This window comes from Nonomuraea coxensis DSM 45129 (assembly GCF_019397265.1).
Classification (GTDB): Bacteria; Actinomycetota; Actinomycetes; order Streptosporangiales; family Streptosporangiaceae; genus Nonomuraea; species Nonomuraea coxensis.
In genome coordinates, this window is sequence record NZ_CP068985.1 from 8,835,552 (window position 1) to 8,847,950 (window position 12,399).

At 69.4% G+C, this 12,399-nt stretch carries 12 protein-coding genes and 1 pseudogene; 5 read left to right on the forward strand and 8 right to left on the reverse strand.

Annotated elements, in window-relative coordinates; all coding sequences use genetic code 11:
* Positions 1–155: 155 nt before the first annotated feature.
* From Nocox_RS41440 to Nocox_RS44355, 3 genes and pseudogenes are all read right to left on the reverse strand, one after another.
* Entirely contained in the window at positions 156–593 is a 438-nt protein-coding gene (locus tag Nocox_RS41440) for a hypothetical protein (protein ID WP_157382794.1), read from the reverse strand.
* A gap of 327 nt (positions 594–920) precedes the next feature.
* A complete protein-coding gene (locus tag Nocox_RS44350) occupies positions 921–1,247 on the reverse strand; it encodes a recombinase family protein (RefSeq protein ID WP_084685290.1) in 327 nt (108 codons plus the stop codon).
* A 392-nt stretch (positions 1,248–1,639) separates the two neighbouring features.
* Positions 1,640–1,759, reverse strand: a pseudogene (locus Nocox_RS44355) (site-specific DNA-methyltransferase); the annotation flags it as partial.
* Positions 1,760–2,184: 425 nt separating this feature from the next.
* Here Nocox_RS44355 and Nocox_RS41450 point away from each other — a divergent pair.
* On the forward strand, positions 2,185–3,306 hold the full coding sequence (locus tag Nocox_RS41450; RefSeq protein WP_020540897.1) for an alpha/beta hydrolase: 1,122 nt from the start codon (positions 2,185–2,187) through the stop codon (positions 3,304–3,306).
* A gap of 51 nt (positions 3,307–3,357) precedes the next feature.
* On the opposite strand, the gene Nocox_RS41455 is transcribed toward Nocox_RS41450, so the two are convergent.
* Together Nocox_RS41455 and phtC are read right to left on the reverse strand one after the other, a co-directional pair.
* Positions 3,358–5,004 carry a long-chain fatty acid--CoA ligase gene (locus Nocox_RS41455; RefSeq protein WP_020540898.1) on the reverse strand — a complete coding sequence of 549 codons (1,647 nt, stop codon included), beginning with the start codon at positions 5,002–5,004 and terminating at the stop codon, positions 3,358–3,360.
* Entirely contained in the window at positions 5,001–5,762 is a 762-nt protein-coding gene (phtC, locus tag Nocox_RS41460) for a 3,4-dihydroxyphthalate decarboxylase (protein ID WP_020540899.1), read from the reverse strand. Before phtC ends, Nocox_RS41455 begins: the two co-directional genes overlap by 4 nt.
* Before the next feature lie 700 nt (positions 5,763–6,462).
* On the opposite strand from phtC, the gene Nocox_RS41465 reads away from it, so the two are divergent.
* Genes Nocox_RS41465 through Nocox_RS41480 form a run of 4 tightly spaced genes read left to right on the forward strand, consistent with a single transcriptional unit; the run spans position 6,463 to position 9,663 of the window.
* Positions 6,463–7,287 carry an ABC transporter substrate-binding protein gene (locus tag Nocox_RS41465; protein ID WP_020540900.1) on the forward strand — a complete coding sequence of 275 codons (825 nt, stop codon included), beginning with the start codon at positions 6,463–6,465 and terminating at the stop codon, positions 7,285–7,287.
* On the forward strand, positions 7,284–8,084 hold the full coding sequence (locus tag Nocox_RS41470; RefSeq protein ID WP_020540901.1) for an ABC transporter ATP-binding protein: 801 nt from the start codon (positions 7,284–7,286) through the stop codon (positions 8,082–8,084). The genes Nocox_RS41465 and Nocox_RS41470 overlap by 4 nt, the downstream gene beginning before the upstream one ends.
* 5 nt (positions 8,085–8,089) lie before the next feature.
* The gene (locus Nocox_RS41475; protein ID WP_020540902.1) at positions 8,090–8,875 is read left to right on the forward strand and encodes an ABC transporter permease; all 786 of its coding nucleotides are present in this window, start codon (positions 8,090–8,092) and stop codon (positions 8,873–8,875) included.
* Positions 8,872–9,663, forward strand: a complete 792-nt coding sequence (locus Nocox_RS41480) for an ABC transporter permease (protein ID WP_020540903.1) — start codon at positions 8,872–8,874, stop codon at positions 9,661–9,663. The genes Nocox_RS41475 and Nocox_RS41480 overlap by 4 nt, the downstream gene beginning before the upstream one ends.
* Here the strand turns inward: Nocox_RS41480 and Nocox_RS41485 are convergent.
* The 3 genes from Nocox_RS41485 to Nocox_RS41495 form a co-directional block, all read right to left on the reverse strand.
* Positions 9,660–10,349 (reverse strand): TetR/AcrR family transcriptional regulator, encoded by a 690-nt coding sequence (locus tag Nocox_RS41485; RefSeq protein WP_020540904.1) that lies wholly within the window; start codon positions 10,347–10,349, stop codon positions 9,660–9,662. The two genes, Nocox_RS41480 and Nocox_RS41485, sit on opposite strands and share 4 nt — an antisense overlap.
* Positions 10,350–10,487: 138 nt before the next feature.
* Complete coding sequence (locus tag Nocox_RS41490; protein ID WP_020540905.1) at positions 10,488–11,228, reverse strand: SDR family NAD(P)-dependent oxidoreductase; 741 nt, start codon at positions 11,226–11,228, stop codon at positions 10,488–10,490.
* A gap of 153 nt (positions 11,229–11,381) precedes the next feature.
* Entirely contained in the window at positions 11,382–12,107 is a 726-nt protein-coding gene (locus Nocox_RS41495) for an IclR family transcriptional regulator (RefSeq protein WP_020540906.1), read from the reverse strand.
* Between the last annotated feature and the right edge of the window lie 292 nt (positions 12,108–12,399).

Consider the following 12,399-nt stretch of genomic DNA (forward strand, 5'->3'; position numbering starts at 1 on the left):
GTGCTCATCGCGCCCGCAGTGCCCCATAGGCCCCGGTTCAGAAGGCACGGGAGCGGCAACTGGGTCTGCTCTCCGAGGCTATGTCATCTCACACAGCAAATGGCGGCTGTCGTACTAGCTCGGACATCAGTTCTCGACCCAGGCTTCGCCGTGAATCACGCGGTATCATATACATCAACTATAACGAAATTCTTTGCCCCTGGATCGCTGCCGTCTATCATACCTCGAAGCTCCGGTGCAGTCTCGAGGTAGATTTTATCGAATGGGGCTACCGTGAGATGCACGGTATCCCGATTCAGAGATTTCATCTGGACACGTATCGGCCTCTTTTCGATCATGATGGACCATTTTCTTGCAGTCAGAGCATCGATGGCTTTATCGAGTGCGCCGGAAGGGCTTTCGCCCTCGACATCGATGACGAAGACGTTCGTTATCTCCATCGTACCGTCGATGTCACTTGAAAGCACCCTCTCGCCTCTTACCGCACCAATTCCGCGCACTTGCTCCAGAATGACGGGATCGACGTGTCTGCTGCGATTGAACCAGCCAGCGCATCCACTGGTCACTGAAACCACAAGGATGCAGATCGCCATGACTAAGCAGAGACTCCGATGCGCCTCAACAAGAAGAAGCATTACGCTTCCCGGTCGCCGCGAGCACCTCTCCAGGGGCATTTGCCCCCCTCCTTACCTCGTGCAGTCCCAGTATTCTTCAGCGATGCCACCTGGCTTCAAATAGTAATCCAACCCCAGCTTTCGCTCATAAGCTTTATGTCCGTCCGTCTTTATTGTCGGGGCCCCTAGTTCCAGCCAGTTCACGAATTTGGTAGGCGGCAGCAAGATGTATAGCCCTTGACGGGTTCATAAGTTCCGCCATCACCTGTCCTAGAGTAGCTTTCTCCCACTGCTTTCCGTACTCCTTTAGTAGCATCCATCTTGTGTGGAGCAGGTGGCGCAGGACGTAGGAGCGCGGCATGCTGCGGGGCTTGCGCCGGTTCGCCGGCCGCCCGCTGGCCGACAGCAGCGCCTGCGCCTTCTTGAACGTCTCAGTATCGATGAGCGGCTCATGGACGACCGCCTCCGAAGCTTGGTGACGTGCCCCTGGGTGATGTCGTTGACGTCCAGAAGTTCTTCCTGCTTGTGCTGCTTGTTCCAGACCTGACGACCCGTGTAGCGCGGGTTGAGAAGGATCGCTCGAACCGCGGATGTGGACCATGCGATACCGGAGCGGTGTCGGCTGTACCGCAGAACGCGAACTGAGGCTCGCCGACCACGAGGGCGTCGAACCCGCGGTTCGGGTTCCGCAGCTCACCGAGCACGCCCGCAGCGGGCGGGTGAGGATCGACCAGACGACCCCGGGGTTGCGACCGTCGGAGTGGCAGGCGGCGTGCCGCTCGCCCGTGGGCCGCGTTGCCGCGCCGTGGCGAGGGCCTGCCGCGTCCTTGCCGGTCATGCCGTGCTTGCCGGGCGGCGGCCGGCCGGCCGTGATGCTGTTCGGCTTGTTGCCGCCCGCGCGGGACCTCCTGCTGATCGGGCGGTCTCCGGTGTACGGCTCGCGGATCGGGTCCAGGTCGAACGCGCAGGTTGAGCCAGCGGGTGCCGTCGTCGGCCAGGACCCGGCGGACCTTGGCGAGGGTCGAACGCAGCGTCTCCACGTACGCCTCGATCGTGGGCTCCTGGCTGTACTGGCCCTCGCAACAGTGCCGCAGCCCCCAATGGGGTGGGCTGGTGACGATGCAGTCCGCCAAGCCTGCGGGCATCTCCGAGAGCACCTGCCGGAGGACAGCTCGCCGACGGCGGCCGGCTGCCCCTGACGCGGCTGCGCCATGGGGGTTCGGCCACCTACTGGACCAGCATCGACGACACCTGATGCTGAAGCACGGTCAGTCTTGGTCCGTGAATCCCCGAGGGACTTCCTGGCGGCAGCACTTGGCGTTCGCCGGGTCGAGCGTGGAGGGACGTCGTGCCGGGTGTCCAGTCGTGGAGCGGTCAACTTAGCGAGCGCTCACTCTTGACGGACGGACCGGTCCGGATTAGCGTCTCAGCACCTCACCGCCGCAGGAGGCTGGACGCTCATGACCGACCCCGAACGCGGCACCGCATCCGGACGCCCTCGCCGGGCCGGGCTGCTGTATCGCACCCCCACCAGGTATGCACGACTGAACCATAAGGCGGTCTCTCCCCGATGATCAGCAAGACCTTCGTCAGCAGCGAATCTCCCGGCGCTCGGCGGGCCGGCGCGGGCGGCATGCCGTGCCAGGGCGTCTACTACGCGCCCGAAGGCGCACGCCCGCGCGTCGCGATGATCGCCACCCACTACCAGATCGACTTCTCCGAGCACTACCTCGCCGAGTACATGGCCGCGCGCGGCATCGGATTCCTGGGCTGGAACACGCGCTACCGGGGCTACGAGTCGGAGTTCGTCCTCGACCGGGCCCTGGTGGACATCGGCGTCGGCGTGCGCTGGCTCAAGGACGCCGGGGTCGAGCACGTGGTCCTGCTCGGCAACTCCGGGGGCGGGTCCCTCATGGCGGCCTACCACGCGCAGGCCGTCGAGCCGTGTGTGCGCCCGGGAATCGGCATGCCGCCGGCGCCCGGCGTGGACGAGCTGATCCCCGGCGACGCGTACGTGTCGCTCGCCGCGCACCTCGGCCGGCCTGAGGTGATCACCGCATGGATGGACGCGGCGGTCGTCGACGAGCACGACCCGACGCTGACCGACCCGGAGCTCGACCTGTTCAACCCGGACAACGGCCCCCCGTACTCGGCGGAGTTCCTGGCCCGCTACCGCGCCGCGCAGGTCGAGCGCAACCACCGCATCACCGCGTGGGCCAAGGCCGAGCTGGCCAGGATCCAGGGGCTGGGCTTCCAGGACCGCCCGTTCAGCGTGCAGCGGGTGTGGGCCGACCCGCGCATGGTCGACTCGTCCCTGGACCCGTCCAACCGCCCGGACAACGCCTGCTACCGGGGCGAGCCGGCCGTGGCGAACCGCTCGGGCCGGGGACTGGGCCACGAGACGTCGCTGCGCAACTGGCTGGGCATGTGGAGCCTGACCGAGTCGCAGTGCCGGGCCGAGGAGCATCTCGCCAAGGTGAAGGTGCCCGCGATCGTCATCAACCCGGACGCGGACGCGGGCGTGTACCCGAGCGACGCCGACGGGCTGTACGCCGCCATCGCCAGCGACGACAAGCAACGGCTCGACCTGCCCGGCGACCACTACTTCGAGAACCCGCCGGGGGCCCGCGAGAGGGTCGCCGACGTCATCGCGCGGTGGATCGGCGAGCGGCTGCCCGTCTCCGGGGCCTGACGCCCGGAGGGGGCCCGTCCGCAACCGGACGGGCCCCCTCCCGCGGTTCGGTCAAAGACGCCGGACGTCCAGCTTCCCCTCCGCGTAGATCGCCCGCATGCGCTTCTTGTCGAACTTGCCGACGCTGGTCATCGGCAGCTCGTCGGCCAGCACCCAGCGCTCCGGGACCCACCATTTGGGCACCGTGCCGAGCAGCGCGTCGCGCAGGTCCGCGAGGGTCGTCCGCGCGCCGTCCCGCATCACGACGAGGACGCAGGGGCGCTCGTCCCAGCGCTCGTCGGGCACGCCGATCACCGCCGCCTGACGGACGTCGGGATGCTGGGCGACCGCGAGTTCCAGCTCCGTCGAGGAGATCCATTCGCCGCCGGACTTGATGACGTCCTTGGCCCGGTCGGTGAGGGTCACGTACCCGAGCGGGTCGAGCGTGCCGACGTCTCCGGTACGCAGCCAGCCGTCGCGGAACTTCTCTCCGGCATCGGCGTGGTGGTACGAGTCGGCGACCCAGGGTCCGCGCAGCTCGAACTCGCCGACAGCGCGTCCGTCGGCGGCCAGGGTCTCGCCGGTGTCGGGCTGGACGAGGCGGATGTCGACGCCGGCCAGGACCCTCCCCTGGTTGTCGGCGCGGCGATCCGGATCGGTGTCCTCCTCGGCTCGCGGCGGGCGGTTGAGGGTGACCAGCGGCGAGGTCTCGGTCATGCCCCAGCCCTGCAGCGCCTCCACGCCGTAGCGCTCCTTGAGCCCGGTACGCAGCTTCCTCGGGATGGGCGCACCACCGAGCGCGACGCGGTCGAGCGTCCCCAGGTCACGCGCCGGGTCGGCATCGACGTAGTCCAGGATCTCGTTCCACACGGTGGGCACGCCGTTGGAGAACGTCGGCCGGTGGCGCTGGACCGCCTCGACCACCGTCGCCGGGTCGACCCAGCGATTGCACAGGAGCAGGTCGCCGCCGGCCCAGAAGGTCGCGTACGGGTAGCCCCACGCGTTGGCGTGGAACATCGGCGTGATGATGTAGCCGTGGTCCCGCGAGCTCAGCGCGAGGGCGTTGGCCGTGCACAGCGACATCGCGTGGATCCAGATCGACCGGTGGCTGTAGGCGATTCCCTTGGGGTCGCCGGTGGTTCCGGTGGTGAAGCAGAGCGTCGCGGCGGTTTTCTCGTGGATCTCCGGCCACGCGTAGGTGGTCGGCTGCCCGGCGACGACCTCGTCGTACCGCAGCGCCTGCCCCGGCCAGGCGTCCAGTGCGCCTTCCTGGTACGTCCCGGCCACGATGACCGTGCGCACCGTGGGCAGGCGGTCGGCGATCTCGGCCAGCTGGCCGAGGAGCGACGCGTCGGCGACGATCACCTCGTCGGCGGCGTGGTTGATCGTGAAGATCAGCTGTTCCACCGACAGTCTCGGATTGATCGTGTGCAGCAGGGCGCCCATGGCCGGGACCGCGAAGTACGCCTCGAGGTGCTCGCGGGTGTTCCACATCAGCGAGCCGACGACGGAGCCGTCCCGGACGCCCAGGGAGCGCAGGCCGTGCGCGAGGGCCGCGACCTGCCCGGCCAGGTCGCCGTAGCTCAGCTCGGACGCGTCGTCGCGGACCGTCCTGACCGACCGCCCGGCGTGCCAGGTCGAGCCGTGGCGCAGGATGTTGGTGACGGTCAGGTCGCCGTCGCCGATGTTGCTCGACGGGCTGGTCGGTGGTCGGTTCACGGCAGTTCTCCCTCGTGGAGTCGGGCGAGTTCGTGGCGCCAGGCCGCCCCGAGGTTGAGGCCGGAGCCGAGGTTCGGCAGCTCGGCCAGGTCCTCGTCGGGGATGGCCCGCGGGGTGCCGCCGGCGGCGGCGACGGCGAGCGAGATCGACGCGATGGCCTGGACGGAGGCGGCCCGCAGCACGGCCTCGGCCACCGAGGCGCCGACGGTGGTCAGGCCGTGGCCGCGCATGACCACCGCGTTGCGCCGGCCGAGCGCGTCGGCGACCTCGTCCGCGAGACCGGGCGTGTGGATGAGCGCGGCACGCGGGTATACGGGAACGCCGGCGGCCGCCAGGGCGGCGCCGGGGATGTCGTAGGCGCCGACGACGGGCAGGATCGGCAGCCCCGCGAGGTCGGCGACGACGACGTCGCGGGGGTGCGCGTGCACGACGCACGCGACGTCCGGCCGGCGTTCCAGGATCCGGGCGTGCAGGGGCAGTTCGTACGGCGCCGTGTGCCCGCCGGCCAGTTCGCCCTCGGCGCCCGGCCGGCCGGCCGGGTCGACGAGTCTGACGTCCTCGGCGGTCGTGTACGCCAGACCTCGCTCATGCGGGCCGCGGCACCGGATCAGCAGGCGTGCGGCGTCGACGCGCACGCTGATGTGGCCGAGAACGCCGGGGGCCAGCCGCCGCGCGGCGAGGACCCGGCAGCCTTCGGCGATCTCCTGGCGCAGCGGGCCGAGGCCGGCCGGGTCCGGGTCGGGGGCCGGTTCGAACACCTCGGGTTCTCCTTGGGTGGCGGGTGCCCGCCTGCTGGACGTTCCAGTCATGCGGCACCGGTTGACGGGGAAGCGTAGTCGTCGGGCGGACAGACTTCTGTTCAGCAGAAAATGATTCTGCACTGCGCGCGTCATCCGGTCAATGTGCCCGCCGGGGGATTGACCCGCCGATCGCCTCCCCCCTACCTTCTGAGCGAACGATAAGTAGGTCGCCTCTCCGCGGCCGAGCCTCCCGAGCCGGGGGTGCCCGGCCCGAAGCCACTTCCCCCTTCCCGGAGACTCCCGCGGACCCGGCCCCGCCGAGCCGCGTGGACCACCCCGAGAACTCCCAGCCCGTACCCATGCGATGCGCTGGGCGACGACACCCCGCACCAGCCCATGACGCAAGAAATCCACTCTGGACAGCAGAATTCCATTCTGTTAGCCTCCCGCAACCGGATCAACCAGGCGAACCGCGCACCTTCGGCTTTCCTGAGACAGGAGAAGGACCCAAATGGCGAATCTTCGAGGTGACGCTCTGCGCATTTCCCGCCTCAGCAGGCGCGAAGTCCTCCGCGTCGGAGCAGCGATCGGCGGTGTCGCCCTGCTGTCCGCGTGCACCTCATCGAACGACGCGTCGACCAAGAGTGCCGAGAGCGGGAAGCTCGGTGGCCAGGCCGCGATCTCCGGACTGGACTCGATCGTCTCGGCGGCGCCTTATGTGATCGCCGCACACGAGTTCTACGCCCAGCACCAGCTGTCCATCTCCAATGTCCACCTCGCCGGCGGGACCGAAACGATCCGAGCGATCCGCGGTGGTTCGGGCTTCGGGTCGGCCGCGACGATCTCCACCGTTCTCGCCTACCAGGGCGGCGCCAAGGACCTGAGGATCATCGGTGGGGGGTTCAACGCCGCCTCCGTCGTCTTCGTCGGCCGCCCCGACACCACGATCACCTCCCCGAAGGACCTCAAAGGCAAGAAGATCGGGATCGCCGGGACCGGCAGTCCGGTGGAGTTCTTCGCCAACCTCGCCGTCACCAAGGGCGGGTTCAAGCCGGGCGTCGACGTCCAGGTCGTGAGCGTGGGCGACTACGCCTCGGTCTGGCCGTCCGTCGAACAGGGCATCGTCGACCTGGGCGCCCTCGTTCCCCCGACGTCCAGCAAGCTCGTCACGACCGGCGCGGGCAAGGTCGCGATCACCGCGGCCGAACTCCATCCGGGATGGGCCGACGTCTGCGTCTGCGTCACCGAGAAGGCGCTCAAGACGAACAGCGACGGCCTGCTCCGGTGGATGGAGGCCGTACGCTCGGCCCTCACACTGATCACCGACGACGTCCAGCGCGCCGCGTCGATCTGGGGACCCGCGCTGAAACTCGACGCCACCGTCGCGCAGGAGGCCCTCGGCTCCGTTCCCAAGGAGGCCTGGAAGGTCGAGATCAACGAGGAGGGCGTCCGGTCGGCGGCGGAGGCCGCGATGAGCCTCGGCCTGACGAAGCAGGCGGACGTGTCCGGGCTGCTCGACACGAGTCTTCTGGAGCGCCTGTGACCACCTCGGGCGAGGCGGTGCTCGAGTTCGAGGACACGGCTCTCACGTACCGGACCGCCAGCGGAACCATCGAGGCGCTCGTGGGCGTCACCGCCGCCGTGCCGAAAGGCTGCTTCGTCTCCGTCATCGGCCCCAGCGGGTGCGGGAAGAGCACCCTGCTGGACATCGCCGGCGGGCTGCTGGCCCCCACGTCGGGCTCGGCCCGGCTGAACGGCGAGGAGATCCGCGGACCGCGCCGGACGACCGCCATGGTCTTCCAGGAAGCCGCTCTTCTGCCGTGGCGCACGGTACGGGACAACGTCGCCTTCGGCCTGGAGGCCGCGGGCGTCCCGAAGAAGCAGCGACGGGAGCGCGCGGACGCGCTGATCAACCTGGTCGGGCTCGACGGGTTCGCGGACAAGCACCCGGGAGACCTGTCCGGCGGGATGCGGCAACGGGTCGCGATCGCCCGCGCGCTCGCGGTGGATCCGGAGATCCTGCTCATGGACGAACCGTTCGGCGCCCTCGACCAGCAGACGCGCATGATGATGGGGACCGAGCTCACCAAGATCTGGGAACGGATCCGCTGCAGCGTCCTGTTCGTGACGCACGACATCCCCGAGGCGATCGCGCTGTCCGACGAGGTCTGGGTGATGTCGCAACGCCCGGCGCGCATCAAGGAGCGCGTGGTGATCGACATTCCGCGCCCGCGCGGCACCGACCTTCCGCTCGACCCCCGGTTCCAGGAACTCAACGGCGTCATCTGGAAACTCCTGCGCGACGAGGCCAACCGGCAGCTCGTGGGGGGCACGGATTGAGCGCCATGCTCCGCGCGCGGCGAGGCGGCCGGCCACGCGCCGACTGGCAGGTGCCGGCCACCCAGGCCGCCCTCGTCGTCGGCTTCTTCGCGCTCTGGGAGGCCGGGGCCGCGGCGGGACTGCTCGACCCGCTGACGTGGTCACAGCCCTCCGTCATCGCGACGCAGGTCGTCGACCTGATCGGCACTCCGGAGACCGTCCACGACCTCGCGGCCACCCTGACGACCCTCGCCGCGGGGTTCCTGATCGGGGCGACCGCCGGCATCGGCATCGGCGTGGCCGTCGCCCGGCTCCGGCGCGTCCAGGCGGTCGTCAGCACCTATCTCGTCGCGCTCCAGTCCGTCCCGCTGCTCGTCTTCTACCCCGTCCTGCTCACGATCTTCGGCCTCAACCGGGGGCCGACGATCATCGTCGTGGCGGCCGTGACGATGGTTCCCGTCGCGCTCAACACCACGGCCGGACTGGGCGCGATTCCGCGGGGGCTTCAGCGGCTCGCCACCTCCTTGCTGCTCAGCCGGACCGCGGCGTACCGGAAGGTGTTCCTTCCCGCGGCGATTCCGCTGATCTTCCCGGGGCTGCGCGTCGGCTTCCTCGCGGCCCTGGTGACCACGATCGGCATGGAGTTCATCGTGGCGAGCGCCGGGCTCGGCTACCGGGTGGGGCAGAGCTACCACACGTTCGCGGTGGACCGCATGTACGCCAACATCGTCGTGGTGTGCGCCCTCGCGATCCTGGTGAACCTGGTTCTCACGCGCATCGAACGATCTCTCCGCCGGGACGTGACGACATGACCGTGGCATCGAAGCAGCAAACGCGGGTCCGCGGCGGGCGCCCGGCCGCGTCCGGCACCGGCCGCCCGCCGGCCGCCCTTCTCCACCTCGCCGGGCTGACCCTGATCGTCGCTGTCTGGCAGCTCCTTGCGCTCCTGTCGAGTCACCTCGGAGCGCCCGTGGCCACGGTCGAGGCGCTGTGGCGGGGGATCTCGGACGGCTGGCTCGTCGAGGCCACCGCCGACACTCTGCTGCACGTCGCGACCGGGTTCGGCGCCGCCCTCGTGGTGGGTGTGCCGGTCGGTTACGCCATCGCGGTCAACGACTTCGCCTACCGCGTGTTCGACCCGCTCGTGCAGGCGTACGGGAGCATCCCGCGGATCGTCTTCCTGCCGATCCTGCTGACCCTGTTCGGCGCGAGCGGAACGGCCAAGATGTCGATGGGGTTCCTGGCCGCGGTCTTCCCGATCCTCGTCAACGTGATCGCGGGCGTGCGGACCACGCCGAAGGCGCTCGTCAGGCTCGGGCGCAGCGTGGAGCTGACGCCCTGGGCGATGGCCGTGAAGATCAGGCTGCGCTGGTCACTGCCGCTGCTCCTCGTCGGCATGCGCCTGGGCTTCGGCATCGGCTTCGTCTCGGTCGTCATCTCGGAGTACTTCGGTTCGACCGGCGGCCTCGGCGTGGAGCTCAGCGCGGCGTACGCGGCGCTCGAACCGGCGCGGCTGTTCGCCATCGTCCTGGTGACGGTCATCGTCGCGGCCGTGGTGAACACCGTCCTCCTGAGGATCGATCGGCGTCTGAGCGACTAGCCGATCGAGGAAGCGCCGCCAGGGTGTTCGAGGTCGCTGCGCGCCGGCAGGCCCCGGGCACCCACGGTCGTCAGAGCTATGTCGACGTAGCGCTCGGCGATCTCCTCCGGCCGCAGCGGGCCGCCGTCGTGATACCACGTGGCGATCGCCTGACACATGCCCAGCAGGGCCCTGGCCGTCTCGGCGGGCAGGGTCACGGCGAACACCCCGCGGCGCACCCCGTCCTCGATGATCTCGTCGAGCAGCTTCTCCAGCTTCTTGCGCGTCGCCGCGTAGTGCCTGCGGTTGTCCGGCTGGAGATAGCGCAGCTCGGAGTCCAGCGCGGCCAGCCGGACGCGATGGGTCATGTGCAGCACGACCGCCTCGATGACGTTGGCCAGGCGCGTCCGGGGTCCGTCGCCGCCCTCCTCGGCCGCCGCGCTCGCGCGCCAGATCACGTCGTTGGTCGCGGTCTCCAGCAGGGCCACGAGAACGGCTTCCTTGTTCTCGTGGTGGTAGTAGAGCGCCGGCACGGTCACGCCGACCCGTCGCGCGATGTCGCGGACGGTGGTGCCGTGGAAACCGTGCTCGTAGAACGCCTCCAGCGCGTGCGTCAGGATGGGCGACAGCTGGATCGGCTCGTAGTGGCGCCAGTCTCCGCGCGCCGGCGCTCCCTCCGGAGTCGCCTCATTGTTCTTCTTCGCCATCACGTACCTACGATCAGCAAGCGCCATGCGGACACGTTCCGTCGAACCGAGATCACGCCCCGGGAAGGCCGGGAGACAGACCTTCTCATCGACCGCCCCGTCTGGCAAACCGCGGGATCGCCGCGCACCGTGCCGCCGTCACGCCCGATGCAGCTGCCCGCCGGGCCTGGTGACGACGATTTCCGGCACGACCGCGTTGACCGACAACCGGGTGACGCTCATCGCGAGCTCGGCGACGTCGGCCGTGCTGATCATCGCGGCCGGCTCGACCTCGTCGTGGACCCCCTGGGTCATGTCGGTGTCGACGTAGCCGGGGCTGATCACCGTGGCCGACACCCCCGCCGCCGAGGCCTCCGCGTTGACGGATCGGCAGAGCGCCCCCAGCGCGGCCTTGCTGGCGCCGTAGGCCGCCAGGCCGGGTTCGGGATAGACCCCGGTGATCGAGGCCAGCGCGACGATCTTCGCGCCGTGCCGCGGGTTCTCCGCGGCTCCCTTGCGCAGCAGGGGCAGCAGGGCCTGCACGAGCGCGTACGGGGCGCGGACGTTGACCGCGAACAGCTTGTCGAAGCGTCGCAGCGGCAGCTCCTCGACGGGGCCCGCCGCGCCGATCCCGGCGCCGAGTACGAGCACGTCCAGCCGGTCGCACCTGTCCTGACACACCTGGATCAGCCGCCGCACGTCCTCCTCCACGGCCAGGTCGGCCTGCACGGCGTGCACCCACACGCCGGTCGCCGACAGACTCCGCTCGGCGTCGGCCATGGTCTCGGCCCGGCGGGCGCACACGATCAGGTCGTGGCCGGCTTCCGCGAGGCGGCGGGCGATGGCGAAGCCGATGCCCCGCGAGCCGCCGGTTACCAGAGCGGTCGGGCGACCGGTCACAGGACGCTCCTTCCTGAAAGGGCGCGAAGACCAGCGGCGCCTCCCGCCGGGGTGGGCTGGGAAGCCCTCCCGAATTTAGCGAGCGCTAGCTTATGGCATGAGGGAACACCCGTTCAAGGAGCCGGAAAGGCACACGCGATCTCCTGGACGCGGTCAGACGAGCTCGGCGCCCAGTTCTTCGGCGGCGTTCCGCAGCGACTGGGCGATCTCCTTCTTCAGCGGCGCGGTCATGCGGTACGTCGGCACCGACACATTGAGACAGAAAAGGGTGCCGCTCGGACTCTCGATCGCGACCGCGACGGAGGCGACGCCCTCCTCGCTCTCTTCCTGGCTGGTCGCGTAGCCCCGCCGCCGGGCCTGCTCGACCGCCAGCTCCAGCTCGTCTCTCGTCGTGATGGTCTTCTTGGTGACCGGCTCCAGGTTCTCCTCCGGGTAGAGCTCGCGCAGCTCCTCGATCGGCAGGCGGCTCAGCATGGCCTTTCCGCTGGAGGTCGCGTGGGCCGGGACCACCGTGCCCGTCCGCGAGCTGACGCGCACCGCGCGCGTGCTCTCCACGGCGTCGAGGAAGTTGACGCTGCGTCCTTCGAGCCGGGCGAGATGCACCGTCTCGCCGAACTCCTTGTTCAGCCGCTCCAGCACCGGGCGCACCCGCGTGCGCACGTCGACGTGTCGCACGATCGCGGAGGCCACCGAGCTCAACGCGGGCCCCGGCTCGTAGGCGCGGGTCGCGGGGTTCTGCCGCACGAACCCGCGATACTGCAGCATCGCCAGCAGCCGGTGCGCGGTCGACGACGCCACCCCGAGATGCGTGCTCGCGTCGGTCAGCCGGATCTGGCGATGGTCACGGAACCAGAGGAGAAGCCGCAACGCGTTGTCCACGGACTCGATGGGATATTGCGGGGCTCCTCTGGGCCGCTTCGGCTGCTGCTTGTCCGCCATTCCTGGTCCGGGGGCGCGGTGCTCTGGCGAGCCGTTTCCCCCGCCCTCCTTTCACGTGTCTGCGGTTTTCCCGCACACGGCTGGTCAGTGCACGTTCTTGCAGCATCCCCGATACGAAAAGCAGCCGCCCCTCACCACGGACATCAGGCCGGCAACCGCGTCACCTCACGGATGTCCGGGGCGCGGCCGGTCCGCGCCCGAGCCGGAGCGCCCGCGCCGACGGCTTCTTATG